21 protein-coding genes are annotated in these 21625 nt (G+C 28.8%); all 21 read left to right on the forward strand.

Going from position 1 to position 21625, the window contains the following annotated elements:
- Positions 1-44: 44 nt before the first annotated feature.
- The 21 genes from CHLWT_RS00315 to CHLWT_RS00415 all read left to right on the forward strand — a co-directional run bounded on the left by CHLWT_RS00315 (position 45) and on the right by CHLWT_RS00415 (position 21603).
- Positions 45-1289, forward strand: a complete 1245-nt coding sequence (locus CHLWT_RS00315) for a nucleotide sugar dehydrogenase (RefSeq protein ID WP_112000270.1) — start codon at positions 45-47, stop codon at positions 1287-1289.
- A complete protein-coding gene (locus CHLWT_RS00320) occupies positions 1289-2248 on the forward strand; it encodes a Gfo/Idh/MocA family oxidoreductase (RefSeq protein WP_063997454.1) in 960 nt (319 codons plus the stop codon). The genes CHLWT_RS00315 and CHLWT_RS00320 overlap by 1 nt, the downstream gene beginning before the upstream one ends.
- On the forward strand, positions 2248-2826 hold the full coding sequence (locus CHLWT_RS00325; protein WP_063997455.1) for an acyltransferase: 579 nt from the start codon (positions 2248-2250) through the stop codon (positions 2824-2826). The genes CHLWT_RS00320 and CHLWT_RS00325 overlap by 1 nt, the downstream gene beginning before the upstream one ends.
- 3 nt (positions 2827-2829) lie before the next feature.
- The gene (locus CHLWT_RS00330; RefSeq protein ID WP_112000271.1) at positions 2830-3915 is read left to right on the forward strand and encodes a DegT/DnrJ/EryC1/StrS family aminotransferase; all 1086 of its coding nucleotides are present in this window, start codon (positions 2830-2832) and stop codon (positions 3913-3915) included.
- A gap of 34 nt (positions 3916-3949) precedes the next feature.
- Entirely contained in the window at positions 3950-4933 is a 984-nt protein-coding gene (locus tag CHLWT_RS00335) for an NAD-dependent epimerase/dehydratase family protein (protein WP_063997457.1), read from the forward strand.
- On the forward strand, positions 4933-5949 hold the full coding sequence (locus CHLWT_RS00340; RefSeq protein ID WP_176320844.1) for a hypothetical protein: 1017 nt from the start codon (positions 4933-4935) through the stop codon (positions 5947-5949). The genes CHLWT_RS00335 and CHLWT_RS00340 overlap by 1 nt, the downstream gene beginning before the upstream one ends.
- Entirely contained in the window at positions 5949-7133 is a 1185-nt protein-coding gene (locus CHLWT_RS00345; protein ID WP_111985628.1) for a DegT/DnrJ/EryC1/StrS family aminotransferase, read from the forward strand. The genes CHLWT_RS00340 and CHLWT_RS00345 overlap by 1 nt, the downstream gene beginning before the upstream one ends.
- 1 nt (position 7134) lies before the next feature.
- The gene (asnB, locus tag CHLWT_RS00350) at positions 7135-9120 is read left to right on the forward strand and encodes an asparagine synthase (glutamine-hydrolyzing) (RefSeq protein ID WP_112000274.1); all 1986 of its coding nucleotides are present in this window, start codon (positions 7135-7137) and stop codon (positions 9118-9120) included.
- A complete protein-coding gene (locus CHLWT_RS00355) occupies positions 9113-10201 on the forward strand; it encodes a methionyl-tRNA formyltransferase (protein ID WP_176320845.1) in 1089 nt (362 codons plus the stop codon). The genes asnB and CHLWT_RS00355 overlap by 8 nt, the downstream gene beginning before the upstream one ends.
- Positions 10198-11061: an NAD-dependent epimerase/dehydratase family protein gene (locus CHLWT_RS00360; RefSeq protein ID WP_111969004.1), complete on the forward strand. Its 864-nt coding sequence runs from the start codon at positions 10198-10200 to the stop codon at positions 11059-11061. The genes CHLWT_RS00355 and CHLWT_RS00360 overlap by 4 nt, the downstream gene beginning before the upstream one ends.
- Complete coding sequence (locus CHLWT_RS00365; RefSeq protein WP_112000276.1) at positions 11039-11722, forward strand: metallophosphoesterase family protein; 684 nt, start codon at positions 11039-11041, stop codon at positions 11720-11722. The genes CHLWT_RS00360 and CHLWT_RS00365 overlap by 23 nt, the downstream gene beginning before the upstream one ends.
- Positions 11709-12734 carry an ATP-grasp domain-containing protein gene (locus CHLWT_RS00370; RefSeq protein WP_111949097.1) on the forward strand — a complete coding sequence of 342 codons (1026 nt, stop codon included), beginning with the start codon at positions 11709-11711 and terminating at the stop codon, positions 12732-12734. The genes CHLWT_RS00365 and CHLWT_RS00370 overlap by 14 nt, the downstream gene beginning before the upstream one ends.
- A 25-nt stretch (positions 12735-12759) precedes the next feature.
- Positions 12760-14208, forward strand: coding sequence for an MBOAT family O-acyltransferase (locus CHLWT_RS00375; RefSeq protein ID WP_112000277.1), 1449 nt, complete (start codon positions 12760-12762; stop codon positions 14206-14208).
- An 8-nt stretch (positions 14209-14216) separates the two neighbouring features.
- A complete protein-coding gene (locus tag CHLWT_RS00380; protein ID WP_112000278.1) occupies positions 14217-15344 on the forward strand; it encodes a hypothetical protein in 1128 nt (375 codons plus the stop codon).
- A 92-nt stretch (positions 15345-15436) separates the two neighbouring features.
- Positions 15437-16177: a polysaccharide deacetylase WbmS family protein gene (locus CHLWT_RS00385; RefSeq protein ID WP_112000279.1), complete on the forward strand. Its 741-nt coding sequence runs from the start codon at positions 15437-15439 to the stop codon at positions 16175-16177.
- Positions 16174-17097 (forward strand): methionyl-tRNA formyltransferase, encoded by a 924-nt coding sequence (locus tag CHLWT_RS00390; RefSeq protein WP_111949105.1) that lies wholly within the window; start codon positions 16174-16176, stop codon positions 17095-17097. Before CHLWT_RS00385 ends, CHLWT_RS00390 begins: the two co-directional genes overlap by 4 nt.
- Positions 17097-17822: a polysaccharide deacetylase family protein gene (locus tag CHLWT_RS00395; protein ID WP_111949107.1), complete on the forward strand. Its 726-nt coding sequence runs from the start codon at positions 17097-17099 to the stop codon at positions 17820-17822. The genes CHLWT_RS00390 and CHLWT_RS00395 overlap by 1 nt, the downstream gene beginning before the upstream one ends.
- A gap of 43 nt (positions 17823-17865) precedes the next feature.
- Complete coding sequence (locus tag CHLWT_RS00400) at positions 17866-18348, forward strand: GNAT family N-acetyltransferase (RefSeq protein ID WP_176320846.1); 483 nt, start codon at positions 17866-17868, stop codon at positions 18346-18348.
- On the forward strand, positions 18349-19026 hold the full coding sequence (locus CHLWT_RS00405; protein WP_111985602.1) for a WbqC family protein: 678 nt from the start codon (positions 18349-18351) through the stop codon (positions 19024-19026).
- Positions 19016-20179: a glycosyltransferase gene (locus CHLWT_RS00410; protein WP_143211749.1), complete on the forward strand. Its 1164-nt coding sequence runs from the start codon at positions 19016-19018 to the stop codon at positions 20177-20179. Before CHLWT_RS00405 ends, CHLWT_RS00410 begins: the two co-directional genes overlap by 11 nt.
- Positions 20176-21603 (forward strand): lipopolysaccharide biosynthesis protein, encoded by a 1428-nt coding sequence (locus tag CHLWT_RS00415; protein ID WP_112000281.1) that lies wholly within the window; start codon positions 20176-20178, stop codon positions 21601-21603. The genes CHLWT_RS00410 and CHLWT_RS00415 overlap by 4 nt, the downstream gene beginning before the upstream one ends.
- Positions 21604-21625: the final 22 nt, after the last annotated feature.

Raw genomic sequence — 21625 nt, forward strand, 5'->3', positions numbered from 1 at the left:
ATACGCTTCAATATTATTAATTTAATTAATTATAAAGATGACAAATGAACAAAATTTGCGTAATTGGTTTGGGGTATGTTGGGCTTCCATTAGCCCATGCTTTTTCATCAAAATATGAAGTAGTTGGTTTTGATGTGGCTAGTTGGCGTATAAATGAGCTAAAAAATGGGTATGATAGAACTCTAGAACTTTCAAAGGGGCAAGTAGAAGAAGCTATAAACAACAATATGAAATTTACTCTTGACATTGATGATATAAAAGATTGTAATATCTATATTGTGACGGTTCCTACTCCAATAGACAAAAATAAAAGACCAGATTTAACTCCTCTTATAAAAGCAAGCCAAACAGTAGGTAAAGTGCTAAATAAGGACGATATAGTAATATATGAATCTACAGTTTATCCAGGAGCTACAGAAGAAGTATGTGTTCCTATTTTAGAAGAGTATTCAAATTTGAAATTTAATATAGACTTCTTTTGTGGCTATAGTCCAGAAAGGATAAATCCGGGAGATAAAAAACATACAGTAACAAAAATACTTAAAGTAACATCTGGATCAACTCCGCAAATAGGTAAAAAAGTAGATGAACTTTATGCTTCTATAATTACTGCTGGTACTCATATGGCGCCTAATATCAAAGTAGCAGAAGCCGCAAAAGTTATAGAAAACTCTCAAAGAGATATTAATATAGCTTTTATTAATGAATTAGCTATGATATTTAATCGTCTTGGTATAGATACAGATGCGGTACTAAAAGCAGCATCTACAAAATGGAATTTTTTACAGTTTCAGCCAGGACTAGTAGGTGGTCATTGTATCGGTGTAGATCCATACTATCTTACTCATAAAGCTCAAGAAGTAGGCTATAATCCAGAAGTTATACTAGCAGGACGTCGTATAAATGATAATATGGGGATATTTGTAGCTGAACAAGTAGTTAAGCTAATGATAAAAAAAGGCTTTACTATAGTTGGCTCTAATGTTTTAATTCTTGGCATAACATTCAAAGAAAATTGCCCAGATATACGAAATAGTAGAGTTATTGATATAATAAATGAATTAAAAGACTTTGGTTGTAATATTGATGTTTATGATCCTTGGGCTGACAAAGTTGATGTAAAACGCGAATATAATATAAATTTATTAGATAAATTCGATGTATCAAAATATAAATCCATAGTTTTAGCAGTAGCTCACAATGAATTTAAAGCCCTAAATTTAAAAACAAATCAAAATATAGTTTATGATATAAAATCAATACTTAATAATGCAGATGGGAGACTTTAATGAGTAAAAATTTTGTGCTTATAGGGGTTGGTGGTTATATAGCTCCACGTCATATGAAAGCTATAAAAGATACAGGAAATAATCTAGTTGCAGCACTTGATAAAAACGATAGTGTTGGTATCATGGATAGCTTTTTTCCACAAGCGAGTTTTTTTACAGAATTTGAAAGGTTTGACAGATTTGTAGATAAGTATCATAGATCTCATGATGATAAGATAGATTATGTAAGCATTGCTACTCCAAACTATCTCCATGATAGCCATATAAGATTTGCTCTTAGAAATAACGCTTATGCTATATGCGAAAAGCCATTAGTTTTAAATCCACACAATATAGATCAACTCAAAATCATTGAAGAAGAGAGTGGCAAAAAAGTTTATAATATACTTCAATTAAGACTCCATGAGTCTATCATAGCTCTAAAAGAAAAAATATCAAAAGAATTGCAAGAAGATCCAAATAAAATTTATGATATAGATCTTACCTATCTTACAAGTAGAGGCAAATGGTATTTTGTATCTTGGAAAGGCGATGAGAGTAAGAGTGGTGGTGTAGCTACGAATATTGGAGTTCATTTTTTTGATATGCTTTCTTGGATCTTTGGTTCTGTTGAGGAAAATATCGTTCATATAAAAAATGAAGATGTAAATGCCGGATTTATGAAGCTTAAAAATGCAAATGTCAGGTGGTTTTTATCTGTAAATTATAATTATATCCCAGAAGATGTTAAACTTAGTGGCAAAACAACATTTAGAAGCATAACTGTCAATGGTGAAGAATTTGAATTCTCCGGTGGTTTTACAGAGCTTCATACTAGAAGCTATGAGCATATATTAAGTGGCGATGGTTTTGGGCTAGACGAAGCTAGAAACTCTATAAACATAGTCTCTCAAATAAGAAAAATGGATCCACTTGGTCTAAAAGGTGAGTATCATCCGTTTTGTAAAAAGGTGCTTTGATGCATGATTATTTCGCCCATGAATCATCATATATAGATGAAAATGTAGAAATAGGAGAAGATACCAAAATTTGGCATTTTTCACATATTCTTATCGGCTCAAAGATAGGCAAAAATTGCTCTTTTGGACAAAATTGTGTAGTGGGTCCAAAAGTGAGTATTGGCAATGGAGTAAAAGTTCAAAATAACGTATCTATATATGAGGGCGTAGAAGTAGAAGATGATGTATTTTTAGGACCTTCTATGGTTTTTACAAATGTAATTAATCCAAGAGCATTTATAGTGCGAAAAGATGAGTTTAGAAAAACATTGCTAAAAAAAGGTTGCTCGGTTGGGGCAAATGCTACAATAGTGTGTGGTATAACTATTGGTGAGTATGCGCTTATTGGTAGCGGAGCAGTAGTTAATAAAAATGTAAAGCCATTTGCTCTTATGGTTGGGGTTCCAGCTCGCCAAATAGGCTGGGTAAGTATCGCAGGTAATACGCTTAAATTTGATGACAATGGTGTAGCTGTAGATAAATGTGATAATACAAAGTACAAGCTAGAAAATGATAATCTAGTTTTAATAAAAGAGTAATAAATGAAAATAGATTTCGCAAATTTAGGATACCAACATAATCTTTATAAAGATGAGATAGAAAATGCACTACTAAAAGTAGCTAGAAATTGTAATTTTATAATGGGTGAAGAGGTTAAAGAGCTTGAAGCAAATTTAGAGAAATTTACTGGAGCAAAATACGCTATCACTTGCGGATCTGGTACAGATGCTTTGCTACTTGCAATGATGGCATTAGATATCAAGCCAGGCGATGAAATAATAACCACTCCATTTACATTTATAGCTACAGCCGAGATGATAGCATTTTTGGGGGCTGAGCCTGTTTTTGTAGATATTGATGAGAAGACTTACAATATAGACGCTACTAAAATGGAAGAAAAAATCACTCCAAAAACAAAAGCGATCATTCCTGTATCTTTATATGGACAGCCGGCAGATATGGATGTTATAAATTTGATAGCTAAAAAACACAATCTTAAAGTCATTATAGATGGTGCTCAGAGTTTTGGTGCTACATTTGGCGGTGTTAGCGACTCAGTGCTTGGGGATATATCTACTACTTCATTTTTTCCAGCTAAACCGCTTGGCTGTTATGGTGATGGTGGTGCATGTTTTACTAATGATGAAGATTTAGCAAACAAGCTAAAATCCCTTAGAATTCATGGACAAACAAAGAGATATTATCATAAATATATAGGGCTTGGGGGAAGGCTTGATACAATACAAGCGGCAATTTTGAATGTAAAACTTAGCCATTATGATAAAGATATGAAACTTAGACAAGAAGTAGCCAGCAAGTATACAAAACTGCTACAAGATAAAAACGTCATAATACCATATATAGATGAGAGAGCTTCATCTGTGTGGGCTCAGTATTCTGTCAGGGTCAAGTATAGAGATAGTTTGCAAACTAGTTTGAAAGAAAAAGGCATCCCAACTGCAGTGCATTACCCAAAACCACTTCATTTGCAAGAGTGCTTTACTTATCTTGGCTATAATGAAGGTGATTTTCCAGTAGCAGAAATAGTGTCAAAAGAGATAATGAGCTTACCGATGAATCCTTATCTTAGCGATGAAGAATTAGGATATATAGTTGAGAATATATAATTAATATAGAACACTAAAATAACGGAGAATAAATATGTTAAATAAATTAGAAAATGCAAGAGTATTAGTGATAGGTGCTGCGGGATTTATTGGTGGGTTTGTTATAAGAGAGCTTCTTAAAGAGCCTGTAAAAGAAGTAATTATATATGATAATTTTACAAGAGGTAAAATCGAAAATATAGAAGATAGCTTACAAGATCCAAGATGTTTTATATTTCCATATGGTGGAGATGTGAGAGAGATTGACATACTAGATAAGGCAATGGAAGGTATAGACTATGTATTTCATTTAGCGGCTATGTGGTTGCTCCATTGTAAAGATTTCCCAAGAACAGCATTTGATGTGAATATATCTGGAACTTTCAATGTGCTTGAAGCTTGTGTGAAACATAAAGTTAAAAAACTTATATATAGTTCATCTGCGTCAGTATATGGAGATGCGGTTCAAGTTCCTATGGAAGAGAATCATCCATTTAACAATAAAAACTTTTATGGAGCTACAAAAATAGCAGGTGAGGCTATGTGTACTGCTTATAATGATAGATACGGTTTAGAAATTATAGGTCTTAGATATATGAATGTTTATGGTCCAGGACAAGATCAGCATGCCGTATACAGCGGTGTGGTTCCAATAGTTTTAAATAAAATAGATAGAAATGAAGCTCCTAGTGTTAATGGAGATGGAAGTCAAGCGTATGATTTTATATATGTAGAAGATATTGCTAGATGTAATATAGCAGCAGTTAAATCAGATGTAAAATTTGGATATTATAATGTAGGTACTGAGATTCAGACAACAATAAAAGAGCTTTGTAATCTGATGCTAAAGTTAAAAAAATCTGATCTAAAAATAAATTATATTCCATATAGTGCTGATGATGCTAGGCAGTTTGTACAAAATAGAATTGGTTCAAGGCAAAAAGCAGAAAAAGAGCTAGGATTTAAATATAAATATTCTTTAGAAGATGGATTAAAAAAATTGATCGCTTGGAGAGAAGCAAAAGGGATAAAAGGTTAATGATATTTAAAAATAAACCATTAATTGCTCTATTGCTATTAAATATTTTGTATTTTTCTTTTGACTATGATACTATTTATAATGAAGCAAAAAATAATATAAATTCTATCCTAGGAGAGATAGGGATTAAAAAATACAAAACAATTAAAAATTACGACAGCTATTATAGCGATAATTTAGTTATATTTTTTATCGGAAGTAAAGCTATTAAATTAGAAGCACTAGATGATATAAAATCTAGAAATTTATTAGATGAGAATAGCGATCTAATAATACCCCCTAATAATTATATATGGGGGGGGGGTAGCTATAATATGAGCGTAGAGGGATATTATTATTTAGTAGATTTTAATAGAGGTATTAGCAGAAATTTTATTGTCTATAATGGTGATGTAAAAGCTTTATTATCGGCATTATCTTATCTCCATGTGCACGGAAATTTAGATGACAAACTATCAAAAACAGATATGTTAAAAAAAATGACTACTAAAAAAATATCTTTAACTTGTGGCAATATTTCTATGTTGGTATTGAATATCTTAAAAGAGTACAATGTAGAAAGTCGACTAGTATCATTTTTGACAATGGATAAATGGAATTCGTATGATAATGGACATACATTGATTGAAGTAAAAATTGATGGTAAATGGGTGCTATTAGACATAGATAACAATAGATATTTTAAACTAGACAATAAAAATATGAATCTATTGGATTTTTTTAATGATCTAGACTGGAATGATATTGTATTTTCACAACTATCAGAAGATGAAAATTTAGATTCTCAAAATTTTACTTCTAATTCTATAAGCTACCATGGTTTTGCAGATTATATTTATAGTGATATTAGAAAGTGGTATAAACGTGTAATGCAAATTCCAATGATATTCGAAAACGATATTCGTTATGTTGGATTAAAAGATGAAAATAATCGAGATAGAGTTTTAGAATACTATCCAAATGCAAAAATTTTGACACAACAAGAATTTAGAAAAAAATTTTACGGAGATTTATGATGAATATTCCTATTACAAAAACGATATTTACAGATGAAGAAAAAGAAGCCATAGTAAAACCATTAGAAACAGGATGGGTAGTTCAAGGTCCAAATGTAGCTAAATTTCAAGATATGTTCGCTGAATTTACAAAAAGTAAATTTGCACATGCAACAAGCAATTGCACGACAGCATTACATTTGGGTTTAGAGGCTATGGATATTAAAAGAGGAGATAAGGTAATAGTTCCTTCTTTTACTTACATAGCTAGTGCAAATGCTGTTGAATATACAGGAGCAGAGGTAATATTTTGCGATATAAATTTAAAAACTTTTAATATAGATGAAACAAAACTTGAAAGTATTATAAAGAGTGATTCTGCTATTAAAGCTATAATGCCTGTTAATTTATTTGGCTTATGTGCAAATATGCCATATATAATGAATTTAGCGCAAAAATATAATTTAAGGGTTATTGAAGATAGTGCTTGTGGTTTTGATGGCTGGATAGGAGAAAAGCATTCTGGGACTTTTGGGGATTGTGGTTGTTTTTCTTTTCACCCTAGAAAATCTATATCTACAGGCGAAGGTGGTATGCTGATCACTAATAATCAAGAAATAGCCAATAAAGTTTCGCAACTCAAAGATCATGGTGCTAGCAAAAGCGACTTGCAAAGACACAAAGAAAAAGGCGGATCATTGCTACCTGATTTTACAATGAGGGGTTATAACTATCGTATGACTGATATACAAGGTGCATTAGGCGTTTGTCAGATGAATAAAAAAGAGTTTATCATGAATGGTAGAAGAAAGATTGCTACTAAATATGATATGGCTTTAAAAGATATACCAGAGCTAGTATCACCATTTGTTCCAGATAATTATAAACATGGATACCAATCCTACGTATGCCTATTTACTGCCGGTGAAGATATTTCAAATTTAACCAAAGAACAAATAGATAGAATCAATGTAAAGAGAAATAATCTAATGGAGCGTTTAGAATCAAACAACATAGCAACTAGACAAGGAACTCACGCTATCCATACTTTGACATATTATAAAAATAAAAATGGCTTCAAAGATGATGATTTTTTAATGAGTTATGCAGCAGATAGATTATCAATAGCACTTCCATTGTATGCTGATATGAGCGATAGCGAATTTGACTATGTAATATCAAACATCAAAGAGGCTCTAAAATAATATGTGTGGTATAGTAGGAGCTATATCTCTAAATAAAAAAACTATCGATGTCAATTGTATCAAGCCTATGGCCGATAAGATAGCTCATAGAGGCCCTGATGATGCTGGTTATCTATGCTTTCATACTGGTACTAAACACGAAAATAAGGTATCTTTTTTTTTAAATTTAACAGATGAAAAATTTAAAAATGTAGATGATATGCTTCCTACTATAGAGTCAATCTCAGCTCAAAGAGAATTACATTTGCATGACTATGATTTATATATGGGTCATAGAAGACTTTCTATACTAGATGTGAGCTGTGATGGGCATCAGCCGATGAGCGATTTATCGAAAAACATTTGGATAGCCTACAATGGAGAAATATATAATTTTAAAGAGCTTAGAGCAGAGCTTGAGCAACTTGGTCATAGATTTAAAAGTAAAACAGATACAGAAGTTATAATATATGCTTATATAGAATGGGGAATTGATTGTATAAAAAAGTTTAACGGAATGTTTGCTTTTTCTTTATATGATAATTTTAATAAAAAATTTTACTTGTGTCGCGATAGATATGGCATAAAACCTATTTATTACCACATAACAAAAGATAATACGTTAGTCTATGCAAGTGAAATAAAGTCTATTTTAGAATATAAGGACTATAAAAGCGAGCTAGACAAAGAAGCTTTGTTGGAATATTTTACTTTTCAAAATATATTTACAAATAAAACACTGCATAAAAATATCAATATTTTAGAGGCAGGATGCTATTTTGAAATAAATTTACTATCAAGGGATTTGAAAAAGATTAATTATTGGGATTTTGACTTTTCTGCTTCAGAAAAATTAAAAGATGAAAGAGAATATATAGAAGAATTAGATAGATTATTTATTCAAGCTGTAAAAAGACAGTTAGTATCAGATGTAGAAATAGGAAGTTACTTGAGCGGAGGAATGGATAGCGGCTCAATAACTGCTATAGCCTCTAAGTATATACATTGTCTTAAGACTTTTACGGTTGGTTTTGATCTTTCTAGTGCTAGTGGTATAGAACTAAGTTTTGATGAAAGAGCCAAGTCAGAATACATGTCTTATAAATTTAAAACCGAACATTATGAAATGGTTTTGAAATCGGGCGATATGGAAAGGTGTTTGAATGATTTTGCTTACCATATAGAAGAGCCTAGGGTTGGGCAAAGCTATCCAAATTACTATGCTGCAAAACTTGCTAGTAAATTTGTTAAAGTTGTTCTTAGTGGGGCTGGTGGAGATGAATTGTTTGCTGGATATCCATGGAGATATTATAGGGCTATCAACAATGAGAATTTTGATGACTATATCGATAAATACTATAGCTTTTGGAAGCGCCTTATTCCAAATAAAGATATAAAAGATGTATTTTCTTCAATTTTAGAAGATACAAATGTATGGACAAGGGATATTTTTTCTAGTATATTTAAAACCCCTCTAAAAGCTCAAAATGTAGAAGACTATATAAATCATTCGTTGTATTTTGAAGCAAAAACATTTTTGCATGGATTATTAATAGTAGAAGATAAGCTATCTATGGCTCATAGTCTTGAGACAAGAGTTCCATTTTTGGATAATGATTTGGTGGATTTTGCTCAAAAGATACCGGTACAATTTAAGTTGAAAAATATTAATAATTTAATTAATATAAATGAAAACGATATAGGTAAATTGCAAAAAACAAATGATGGTAAGATGATACTAAGAAAAGCTATGGATAGGCATATACCACAAGATATCAATAAGGCTGTTAAACAGGGTTTTAGCTCTCCTGATAGCAGTTGGTTTAAAGGCGATAGTATGGAATTTGTCAAAAACAAACTATTAGACGATAAAGCAAACATATATAAGTATATGGATAAAACTTCAACCCAAAAACTCATAAAAGAGCATTTGAATGGTGAGAAAAATCGAAGGCTATTTATATGGAGTTTGCTGAATTTCGAAGAATGGAACAATATTTATGGATAATAGTCTATCTTTTGCTTTTTTCGGTGCTACAAATTATAGTAAAGAGCTTTTGGAATTTTTCATTGAAAGAAATTTAATTCCAAAAGCTATATTTTCTATACCTAAAGAGTTTTATATTTCTTATAGCAAAACAAGAGTGAAAAATACGAATTATGCAAATTTAAAAATAATCGCAGATAGATATAATATACCATATTATGAAGTGAATTCAGTAGATGGAAAAAAAATAAAAGATTATGAATTTATTTTAAAAGATTTTAATCTTGATTTGATTTTAGTTCTTGGTTGGTATTATATGATACCAAAACATATAAGAGATACCGCCAAATATGGCGCTTGGGGAATTCACGCTTCTTTACTTCCAAAGTTTGCAGGTGGAGCTCCTTTAAACTGGGCTATTATAAAAGGAGAAAAAAGTACTGGTGTTACACTTTTTCGTATGGAGAACGGAGTTGATAATGGAGATATAATATATCAAAAATCTTTTGATATATTATATACAGATAACATCAAAGATGTATATGAAAAAGCAACTTTATGTTCAAAAGAAATTTTAGAATTAGCATTAAAAAATATAAACAATATACAATTTACACCTCAAGATATGGCTAAAATAGAAATTTATCCACAAAGAAAACCAGAAGATGGTAAAATCGATTGGAATAAAAATGCCATAGAGATTTATAATTTTATTAGGGCTCAAACTATTCCATATCCATGTGCTTTTTCTTATATAGATAAGATATGTATTAAAATTATAAATAGCAATATTGTAAATATAGATAGTAGTGACTATGTAAATGGTTCAATAGTAAATATTGATGGGGAGATATTAGTAGCCACAAATGATAAATTTTTGGAGTTGGGAGAGATAAATGATGGAAAGCAAAAATACCAATTTAAAGATTATGCAAGAGCTAATAATTTATGGATGGGGGGGGGTATTTGGAGACAAATAGCTAGCTATTATATTATACTTTATTTTTTATACTTAAAAATTTCGATCTTAAATTTAGCAATTTATTCTATTTTATATAACAATTTTTTTATTCTATATAGAACCAAAAAGGATATATTATGAATATTCTTTTAACTGGTTCAAATGGCTTTTTAGGAACATACATTAAAAACAATATAAATCCAAAATATAATGTTTTTTATGGAACTACATCTCGTTTAGATGATAATTATATAAAATTTGATTTGCTTTATAAAAATATTTGCGATTTGCTATTAGATACCAAAATAGATTGCATTATTCATAGCGCCTCTATTATTCCAAAAAGCTTTAATGAAGCTTCGTATGATTTATTTTTATCAAATACGGAAATGATGAAAAATTTATACGAGTACGCGTATAAAAGCCACTTAAATAAATTTATTTATTTAAGTAGCTTTGGTTCAATGAATGAACCAAAGCTACTAGATATAGGGGATTATTATACTATGTCTAAGATTGTCGGCGAACATTTTTGTGCAATGATGACTAAAAATAAAATAAATGCTACATCTTTTAGGATATCAGCTCCTTTTGGGGAATATAACAAGGCTAGAAGCGTTATAAATATATTTATCGATAAGGCTTTACGAAATGAAGATCTAACACTTTTTGGAAATGGTAAGCGCAGACAAAATTTTACATATGTTGGAGATATTTTAAATGCTATTGAGCTTGGACTAGAACGTAATATTAATGGCGTATATGAAATAGTATCTAATAAGAGTATTTCAATGCTAGAATTAGCAAAGATAGTTATTAAGATTACAAATTCAAAATCAAAAATTGTTTTTATCGGCGATGATCCGCAAGAAAATTATAATCCAGTATATAGCTATTGCAAAGCATTTAATGATTTTGGATATAAGCCAAAATATACCATTGAAGCCGGTCTAAAAAAATATATAGAGTGGTATAAAAATGAAAATAGCATTAATATCTGACATACATTCAAATTTAGATTATTTAATAACAGTGTTAAATAATTTAAATAATAAAGTTGATAAGATTTATTGTTTAGGGGATATTATTGGTTATTATGATAAACCAAACGAAGTTATAGATATCATAAAACAAAATGATATAACTTGCATTAAAGGTAACCACGAAAAATATATTCTCGGAGAGATTTCATACGATAAAACAAAAGATGCTTTGTATAGGTTAGAAGAGCAAAAACATATAATTAGTTCAGAAAATTTACATTATATAAGCAAGCTAGATGAAAAAATAGTATTAAATATAAATAATAGAAAAATTTATATGACGCATTCTTTGCCAATGGATTGCGAAACATATTTATACAATATGGAGCAGTTTAATTTTTCATTGTTGGATAAATATGATTATTATTTTTTTGGGCATACTCATATACCTATTATTTTTTATAAATTCGGCACATGTATTGTTAATCCTGGTTCAGTAGGCCAACCAAGAGATTATACGCAAAAATCATCTTATGCAATAGTTGATTTTGATTTAGATCAAGTAGTTATTAAAAAAATAAAACAAAATATCGACGGTTTAATTAATAGGCTAAATAATAAGCATTATTCGAATGCTGTAATAGAAATTTTAAAAAGGGTAAAAAATGGAAAAAATTAATGTTTTAGTATCTGGAATAGGAGGCGGAAGTCATGGCGAACAGATTATAAAAGCTTTAAAACTTGCTAAACAGATTGATTTAAGAATAATCGGTACAGATATAATGCAAGATACTACCGGAAAAAGATTAGTGGATATATTTTATAAGATGCCATATACTTATATGCCAGAGTACAAAACAGAGATTGCTAAGATAATAAAAAAGCATGATATAAAATTTATGTTTCACGGCTCTGAGACTGAATTGAAATTTATGTCTGAAAATAGAGATTTTTTAAAGGAATTATCTGTTATGCATCCTTTAAATTCAGATGAGGTTATAAAGCTTTGTATGAATAAATATGAAACTTTTAAAAAGCTTGAGCAATTAGGCGTTAAAGTAGGAAAATACAAAAAAATAAATTCTATTGATGATATACGTGATATAGATTTTTTTCCTTTAGTGCTTAAGCCAAGCACCGGTTCTGGTGGCTCTGCTTATGTGAATATATGCTTTGATAAAGAGGATTTGGAATTGGCTGCTACATATATGCTTAAATACAATATAGATATTATTGCTCAAGAATATCTATATAGCGATGATGAATATACAGTAGGCGTATCGTCTAATGATAGCGGAAAAATAATAGGAAGTATATGTATAAAAAGAATGCTAAATAATTCTCTAACTACTAGAATTAAAATCAATAAAAACAATAAAAAATATATCATATCTACTGGGATTTCTCAAGGTATGATAGTAAGCGATAAAAATATTTTAGCTCAAGCAGAAAATATATCCACTAAATTAAATTCCGTAGGGCCACTAAATTTGCAATGCAGAGTAATAGATGGAATTTTGTATCCTTTTGAGATAAATCCTAGGCTTTCTGGCACCACTTCTTTGCGGGCTTTGGCAGGTTATAATGAGCCAGAAGCTATGATACTTGATAGGTTATTTAAACAAAGCATAAATTTAACAACATATAAAAAAATGACAATTTTAAGAACAATTGAAGAGATTGTGGTTTGATCAAATAAATTTCTAAAGGATTAACGTGCTTTTTAATAGCTATGAATTTATATTTCTATTTTTACCTATTACATTTTTTATATACTTTTATTTGTTAAATAAGAGATTGGTTTTGGGTGCAAAAATATTTTTAGTTCTCGCCAGTTTATTTTTTTATAGCTATTGGAATGTAAAATATCTACCATTAATACTGCTTTCTATATTTGTAAATTATAGTGTTGGATTAAGTTTAGTAAATCATCATAAAATTAGATTAAATCCTAATATTTTGCTAGTTTTTGGAGTGGTTTTTAATGTTGCTCTTTTGGCTTACTTTAAATATACAGATTTTTTCTTAGAAAATTTTAACGGATTTTTTGGATTAAATATACCACTTCCACATATTATCTTGCCACTTGGTATTAGCTTTTTCACCTTTACTCAGATAGCTTTTTTAGTCGATGCGTATAAAAACGAAGCAAAAGAGTATGGCTTGGTTAATTATATGCTGTTTGTAACATATTTTCCACATCTTTTAGCCGGTCCTATATTGCATCATAAAGAAATGATGCCACAATTTTCATCTAAGCTAAACTGGGTAAAAAATTATAAAAATATAGCTCTTGGGGTATTTATATTTTCTATTGGATTATTTAAAAAAGTAGTTATTGCAGATACTTTTGGAGTTTGGGCAAATGCTGGATTTGATAGTGCTAATATACTAAATTTTGCCGAAGCTTGGGCTGCTAGTCTTAGCTATACTTTTCAACTTTATTTTGATTTTTCAGGCTATACTGATATGGCTATTGGTATATCTTTGATGTTTAATATTAAGCTTCCTATTAATTTTAATTCGCCATACAAAGCTTTAAATATACAAGACTTTTGGAGAAGATGGCATATGACGCTATCGCGCTTTTTAAGAGATTATATTTATATCCCTCTTGGTGGAAATAGGGGGGGGGTAGCTAGTACATATAGAAATTTACTTCTTACATTTCTTATTGGCGGACTTTGGCACGGAGCTGGTTGGACTTTTATTTTTTGGGGATTTTTACATGGTATTGCACTAGTGATGCATAGAGTGTGGCAAAATCTTGGCTTTAAGATGCATAAAATCTTAGCTTGGTTTATAACTTTTAATTTTATAAATTTTACTTGGATATTTTTCAGAGCTAAAGAGTGGGAAGATGCGATAAAAGTTCTCAAAGGAATGCTCGGAATGAATGGCATTATTTTGCCGAGTGTTTTGGTAGGTAAGCTTGAATTTTTGAGTGTATTTGGGGTGGAATTTGGTGCTTGGCTGACAAATATTCGAGGCAATGTTATTACTGTTGTTGCTTTATTATCGGGTTTGATTATTATATCTTTTCGCAACTCAAATGAGATTAAATTTAGGTCAAGTATTATGTATTTACTTTTTTCTTCTATTTTATTTGCTTATTCGCTGCTTTCGTTTAGCAAAATATCTGAGTTTTTATACTTTAACTTCTAAGGCAAAAGATGAAAAAAGTTTTAAATTATAAAAAATGGGTAATTTTATTTGCTGTTTTTGCGACAATGTTTATTGGATTTATAGGAGTAGTAAATTTTGTTGTCGATCCGTATGGTCTCAATCAGCTCATTTCTATTAAAAAATTTAATACAAATAAGTTTTCAAATGAAAAAGTTATAACTAGATTTAAATTAATATCTTTAGTAGAAAATAACTTTAATGCAATTATGCTAGGAACTTCTAGGACTGGGGTTATGGACCCGTCTATTGTGGATAAATATTTGCAAGCCAAAACATATAATATTTCATTTCCTGGCTCAAATTTGGATATGCAAAATAAGCTGTTTTTATATGCTCACCATTTTAATAAAAATATAAAATATCTTGTTTATGGTATAGATTTTATGGCCTTTAATCAGAATAGGGACAAAAAAGAATTCCCCGAATTCTATGAGCTAGAAGATAAAATAAGAAAATATGAAAAGATAAGTAAATTTAATCTGTATTTAAACATAAAAACATTTACTTATAGCATTTTGACAATATTAGGCAATATATTTAATAAACCATTAGAACAAGTTTATCTTAAAAACGGAATGCTAGATTATAAGAATTATATACAACAATACAATAATGGTGTGTATAATTTCGATCAAGAAGCAAAAATGCAAATGAAAGGATATTTTTCTAAAAATGGAATATATAAAAATTATAAATTTTCTTATGATTATTTAGAGTATTTTAAAAATATAATACAATTCTGCCAAAATAACAATATAAAAGTTTTTGTATATATACCTCCTATGTTTAGTGATCATTTTGATGCTTTATTTTCTGCTAATTTATATGATGAGTTTGAATTGTTCAAAAAAGAATTAGCCAAAATAACTAATTTTGTAGATTTTACCGGACACAATATAATTAGTGAAAATAAAAATAACTATTGGGATAGCTCTCACCTTAAAACAGAATTAACAGAAGTAATAATGGCTAGGATTCTCGATAATAAATCAGTAGAAGTGCCAAAGGATTTTGGTGTTTATGTCACAAAAAGAAATATAGAACAACATCTAGATAATCTACGGAAACAGATTAAGCACTACGATTTAAATAAAACATTAAATAGCGTATTGTAAGATATATAAACTAGAGCTTATTATTTCAGCAATATATTAGAAAAATATAAGTAGAATATGGCTCTTTTTAATAAAACAATATGAGGCATAAGTTGTTATTTGAAAACATAAAAAATATACAAGTAAAAGATACATTATCTTGGAAAGATAAAATATTTGTAACATTTGATATGGATTGGTGTAGCGATGATGTTTTGTCCTATACGCTTGATATTATAGAAAAATATGATTTAAAAGCTACGTTTTTTGTAACGCATCAAACCACACTTTTAGAAAGAATGAAAGATAATCCAAATATAGAGCTAGGCATCCATCCAAATTTTAATTTTTTATTAAACGGTGATTTTAGACAAGGAAAAAATATAGATGAAATTATAAAATTTTATAAAAATATTTTTGAAAAAGTGGGATGGGGGGGGTATAATGTGGTTAGCGTAAGAAGTCATTCCATAACTCAAAATTCACTAATACTTGATAGCTTTGATAAAAATGGATTGATATATGACTGTAATACTTTTATTCCTTTTTCTTCTGGTATAAAATGTCGTCCATATAGGCATTTTACAGATAAACTGATCAAAATACCATATTTTTGGGAGGATGATGTTCATTGTCTTTATAACTGGGAATGGAATGTTGATAAATTTATAAATTATGATGGTTTAAAAGTATTTGATTTTCATCCTATCCATGTGTATTTAAATACAGAGAATTTGGCTAGATATGAACAAAGTAGAGAATTTCATAAAAGTAAAAGTCAATTGCTAAATCATAGATATAGCGGATACGGTGTTAATAATTTATTAATAGATTTAATAGAGGCAAATATATGAATATAGCAGTAATAGGAAGGACTGAAATTTTATATAAAACAATTGAAATATTTTTACAGCATAATTATAAAATACCGCTAATAATCACTTCGAAAGAGGCACCAGAATACACTAAAACATCAAAAAACTTTGAATATATAGCAAATAAAATAAATGCCACATATATTTATACAAGCAAACTAGATGATTACAAACAAGAGATAAAAAATGCAAATTGCGATATAGCTATCAGTTTAAATTATTCAAGTATCTTATCTCAAGATGTAATTGATTTATTTCCTCTTGGTATTTTAAATGCTCACGGCGGAGACCTACCAAAATACAGGGGAAATGCTTGTCAAGCGTGGGCAATACTAAATGGAGAAAAAAGAGTAGGGCTTTGTATCCATTCTATGATAGGAGGTGAAGTAGATAGTGGAAATATAATAGAGAAAGAATATTTAGATATAGATATTAATACAAAAGTTGGACAATGCTGGGATTGGATGGCTAAAATGATACCAAATATGTTTTTAAGCGCCGTTAAAAAATTACAAAAAGATCCTAATTATATTTTGGAAATTCAGTCTAAAGATCCAAAAAATACATTAAGATGCTATCCTAGAAATCCAGAAGACGGCAAAATAAACTGGAATAATTCAAATATCGAAATTTTACGTCTTATAAATGCATCAAATAAGCCATATAGTGGCGCATATTGTTTTTATGATGATAAAAAACTTATTATTTGGGATGCAGAGTTATTTGTGGATGATGAAATTTATTTATCAGAAGTTGGGCAAGTTGCAAATATAGATGAAGATAAAAATATACTTGTTATAACAGGTAACGGAAAACTAAAAATAAATGAAATAGAGTATGATGGTTCGATTTTAAAACCAGGTCAAATAATAAAAAGTATTAGAAGGAGATTGCGTTAATGAATTATTACGAATCTGATTTTACTGAGCAAAATTATCAAAATATTCTTAAAAAAATTTTATCAGATACCATATTTTATGATGAGATATGTAACAGGGATAAATTTGTATTATGGAGACATGATGTTGATTTTTCTATCCATAGAGCATATGCTTTAGCTGTTTTAGAAAAATGGGGGGGGGTTAGATCTACTTATTTTATACAACTTGGTTCAATGTTTTATAATATTTTTGAACAAAATATAAAAGAGCTTATTTTTAAGATATTATCTTTAGGGCATAGATTGGGTCTGCACTTTGATCCAAATGCATATAAAATTTCAAATAAAGATGATATGGAAAAATATTTATTGTTTGAAAAGAATATTTTAGAAAATTTATTTCAAACAGACATTAAGGTTTTTTCATATCACAATCCTACGGATGATATTTTAAAATATGATAATTTTGAAATAGGCGGTATGATAAATACCTATGCAAAATATTTTAAAGATAACGTAAAGTATTGTAGTGATAGCAATGGGTATTGGAGATTTAAAAGACTTGAAAATTTTTTAGATGAAAAGAATGACAAAATACAAGTTTTAACTCATCCAGGATGGTGGCAAAAAGAAGTTCTTAGTCCAAGAGACCGGATCAAGCGTAGTATAAATGGCAGAGCAGAATTTGTTTTAAAAGCATATGATGAAACGTTAGAAAAATTTGGAAGAGTAAATGTCAGATAAGGTATTTAATAATATGCGTGTATATTTAGGTGCAATAAAAAATATGCATGAGATAAACAAATTGTATTGCTGGATAAATGATAAAGAACTAGTAAATTTGAGTTCGTCATTTACACCCATTCATTTTAGTAATCATTTAGAATGGTTTAATAACATAAGACAAGATAAATCTTGCGTTTTATTTGGTATAAGAAAAATATGCAACAATGAACTTATCGGTAGTTGCCAACTGCACTCTATTAATCATATTTACAAAAAAGCAGAGTTGCAAATTAGATTTGGACTAGATAATGTATCAAAAGGGTATGGTAAAGAAGCATTGTTTTTATTAATAAATTATGGTTTTAACGATTTAAATTTAAATAAAATTTATTTGCATGTATTTGATACAAATCATAGAGCAATATCACTATATAAAAGTCTTGGTTTTACACAAGAAGGTATATTAAGAGATGATGCGTATATATGTGGTAAATACGTAGATGTATTGGTGATGAGTATTTTACGTAGAGAATGGATTAAATAAATGATATGCGCGATACATCAACCAAATTTTTTTCCATGGCTTGGTTTTTTTGATAAAATAAAAAGGTGCGATAAATTTGTTATTTTAGATAGTGTCCAATTTGCAAAAACTGGTGGCGGCACATATGGAAATAGAGTAACCATTAATATTCAAGGTCAAAGTAAATGGATAACTGCACCCATAAATAGACCAAATGGTTTATGGAATATAAATGAAACCACTTTTCAAGATACTAATTGGCGAGATAAGATAATAAAAACTTTGATAGCAAATTACTCTAAAGCACCATTTTTTAAAAAAAATAAAGATTTTATTTTTGATCTTGTAAATTTTAAAAATCAAAATTTGAGCGAATATAATCTAAATTCAATTATTCAAATTTGTCAATTTTTAGGCATAGATGCAAATAAGATAGCACTATCATCAAAATATGGATTTTCAACATCATCTAATAAGTTGCTTATTGATTTAACAAAAGCGGCTGGATGCGATACTTATATGGCTGGTAGCGGAGCTAGTGAGTACCAAAATATAGATTTATTTTATGAAAATCGATTAAAATTTGTTTATCAAGATTTTGTCCATCCTATATATAAACAGAACAATGCAGAAGATTTTATAAAAGGACTAAGCGTGATTGATTATATTTTTAATGCAAGAGAAACATATGAAATATAAATTAAAAAATATTATTAAGAGAGTAGTATATTATTGCCAACTTTTATTATTGAAAATTTCTTTTTATTTATTTAGGTTTTTTGGTATTACAAATAAAGATAAAATTAATTGGGTAATTGGCGTAGATGAGATTGCCTCTAGTATCTATTTTTTAGGCAGCATATTAGCAAACTCGACAACGGTTTGCTTATCTAAAAATAAATTTTACAATCTTAAATATGATTATTTTATTAGTAATAGGCTGTGGCGAATTTTTTATAGCCCAATTTTGCTGGGGTATTTATCTGCTAAAAATACTCATTTTTGGTATATATGGCATACCGGTTTTTTACTTGATAGAAATTTGGAATTTAAATTTTTAAAAGCTAAACATAAAAAGATAGTCTGCATGTTTAACGGCGATGATATTAGATCTATTAAATTAACAATGCAATACGCAAAAGATAATGCCATAGACACATATGCTAATTATTATGAATCAATTTATATAAGTTACGAGTATGAAAAAGAGAAAAAATTATTGGCTCAAAGTGCTGATAAATACTCTGATTTGATTTTTAATTTTAATATAGATCAAATTTCATATATAAAAAGCAAACAATATCCGTGGAGATATATGTATCCTAAGGAAAAATTTATTAAAAATAATGATAAATTCAACAATATATCCAAAGTAAAAATTTTACATGCTCCAAGCAATCCTATTTTAAAAGGAACACAGCTTGTAAGAGCTGCTATTAAAAAAATACAACTAGAAGGATATGATATAGAATATGTCGAATTACAAAATGTGCCTAATTATGTAGTAGAAGAACATTTAAAAAATTCACACATAGTTTTAAATCAATTTTATAGTTTTGTGCCTGGTTTATTTGGCATTGAGTGTATGGCTAAACAATGTGCTGTTTTAATGTCTGCAGATCCAAATATTGAAACTGGACTTATTTTTGATATAAAATCTGATATAAAATATGCTTGGCTTATTACTAAGTATTGGGAGATATATGACAAACTAAAATATCTATTAGATAACCCAGATAAAATTAAATACTATGCAAATAACGGTTATGAATTTGCATATAGTCATTATACATATGAAGCAGCTGGTGAATATACAAATAAAATACTAAAAGAAAATGGTATTATTGATTGATAAAAGAGTTTTTTAAAAATAGCTTAATATATATAGTTGGCACAATTGTTACTAGAGGAATAGGAATATTACTAGTGCCAATATATACTAGATATTTATCTCCATCAGATTATGGGATAATTGATTTATTTACTATTGTAGCAAGTATTATAAATATTACCATAGCATTAGAGATTTCACAGGCGATAGCTCGGTATTACCAAGATGCAAAAGGAGATTTGCAAAAGGCTTTATATACTTCTACGGCATTTTGGTTTACATTTGTAGTATATGGCGCTTATTGTATAGTGTCATTAATTTTTAGTGATATTTTTACTACCTTATTGTTAGATGATTCTAAATATAAAGATATTTTTATTTTGGCAACTTTTTCAATAGCAACTAATGGTATATTTTATTTTACTCAAAATCAGCTTAAGTGGCAGATCCAACCAAAAGATAGTATATATGCAAGCCTCCTAAATATAGTAATTGTTGTGGTTGTAGCAGTCTTATTATTAACTAACTCTCAATTAAAAATAGAGAGTATATTTATTGCTCAAATACTAGGCAATGTAATAGCCTCTTTGTTGGCAATTTATTATGCTATAAATAGTTATAAATTTTTATTTGATTATAAAAAATTGAAAGAAATGATATCTTTTTCAACTCCATTAGTTCTTTCTGGTGTAGCTATATTTATCGCAATGTATATAGATAGGATTGCTATTAAAGACTTGCTAGGATTTAATGATCTTGGAATTTATGGCGTGGCCTATCGTTTTTCATCTGTAGCCGGACTTGTTATGATTGGATTTCAGAATTCCATTACTCCTCTGATTTTTAAAAATTATAATAATAACAATACCCCTAGAGAAATATCAACTATATTTGATATTTTTTCCATATTCGCACTTCTTACTATTTGTGGAAGTATAATTTTTTCAAAAGAAATTTTAATTTTATTTACAACACCTAATTTTTATAATGCAAGTCAATTAATTGGATTGTTGGTAATGATTAGTTTTTTTTCAAATATGTATATATTTGCCCCAGGCATTACTATTGCCAAAAAAACAAAATATGTGATTTATATAACAATAACTATAGCTTTGTTAAATATATTTCTAAATTATACTTTAATTCCTATTTTTGGGTTGGTGGGTTCTGCTTATGCTACTTTAATAGGATCGATTGTTGGCTTTTTTATGTATTGTTTTATTTCATATAGATTTTATCCTATTCCATATTCAACAAAGAGATTGTTAATTTCTTTCGCGATTGTTTTAACTAGCTCCTATTTTATAGAAAATATATTAAACAAAATAGATATTTATAGTATAATTGCTAAACTTTTTTATTTTATATGTTTATCATTAATTTTAGTTTTTTTATTGTATAGTAAAACAAACTTAAAATATAACATATTTGCAAAGAGGTCATAAATGCGTAAAATCATTATTTTTA

The sequence above is a fragment of the Campylobacter hyointestinalis subsp. lawsonii genome, from assembly GCF_013372165.1.
Lineage (GTDB): Bacteria > Campylobacterota > Campylobacteria > Campylobacterales > Campylobacteraceae > Campylobacter > Campylobacter lawsonii.

Excerpts from the sequence above, each read along its gene's own strand:
- CHLWT_RS00395 (WP_111949107.1), top strand. The coding sequence starts at position 17,097 with ATGAATTATTACGAATCTGATTTTACTGAGCAAAATTATCAAAATATT.
- CHLWT_RS00365 (WP_112000276.1), top strand. The coding sequence starts at position 11,039 with ATGAAAATAGCATTAATATCTGACATACATTCAAATTTAGATTATTTA.
- CHLWT_RS00320 (WP_063997454.1), top strand. The coding sequence starts at position 1,289 with ATGAGTAAAAATTTTGTGCTTATAGGGGTTGGTGGTTATATAGCTCCA.
- CHLWT_RS00330 (WP_112000271.1), top strand. The coding sequence starts at position 2,830 with ATGAAAATAGATTTCGCAAATTTAGGATACCAACATAATCTTTATAAA.
- CHLWT_RS00410 (WP_143211749.1), top strand. The coding sequence starts at position 19,016 with ATGAAATATAAATTAAAAAATATTATTAAGAGAGTAGTATATTATTGC.
- CHLWT_RS00355 (WP_176320845.1), top strand. The coding sequence starts at position 9,113 with ATGGATAATAGTCTATCTTTTGCTTTTTTCGGTGCTACAAATTATAGT.
- CHLWT_RS00370 (WP_111949097.1), top strand. The coding sequence starts at position 11,709 with ATGGAAAAAATTAATGTTTTAGTATCTGGAATAGGAGGCGGAAGTCAT.
- CHLWT_RS00335 (WP_063997457.1), top strand. The coding sequence starts at position 3,950 with ATGTTAAATAAATTAGAAAATGCAAGAGTATTAGTGATAGGTGCTGCG.
- CHLWT_RS00405 (WP_111985602.1), top strand. The coding sequence starts at position 18,349 with ATGATATGCGCGATACATCAACCAAATTTTTTTCCATGGCTTGGTTTT.
- asnB (WP_112000274.1), top strand. The coding sequence starts at position 7,135 with ATGTGTGGTATAGTAGGAGCTATATCTCTAAATAAAAAAACTATCGAT.
- CHLWT_RS00345 (WP_111985628.1), top strand. The coding sequence starts at position 5,949 with ATGAATATTCCTATTACAAAAACGATATTTACAGATGAAGAAAAAGAA.
- CHLWT_RS00380 (WP_112000278.1), top strand. The coding sequence starts at position 14,217 with ATGAAAAAAGTTTTAAATTATAAAAAATGGGTAATTTTATTTGCTGTT.
- CHLWT_RS00325 (WP_063997455.1), top strand. The coding sequence starts at position 2,248 with ATGCATGATTATTTCGCCCATGAATCATCATATATAGATGAAAATGTA.
- CHLWT_RS00315 (WP_112000270.1), top strand. The coding sequence starts at position 45 with ATGAACAAAATTTGCGTAATTGGTTTGGGGTATGTTGGGCTTCCATTA.
- CHLWT_RS00400 (WP_176320846.1), top strand. The coding sequence starts at position 17,866 with ATGCATGAGATAAACAAATTGTATTGCTGGATAAATGATAAAGAACTA.
- CHLWT_RS00360 (WP_111969004.1), top strand. The coding sequence starts at position 10,198 with ATGAATATTCTTTTAACTGGTTCAAATGGCTTTTTAGGAACATACATT.
- CHLWT_RS00340 (WP_176320844.1), top strand. The coding sequence starts at position 4,933 with ATGATATTTAAAAATAAACCATTAATTGCTCTATTGCTATTAAATATT.
- CHLWT_RS00390 (WP_111949105.1), top strand. The coding sequence starts at position 16,174 with ATGAATATAGCAGTAATAGGAAGGACTGAAATTTTATATAAAACAATT.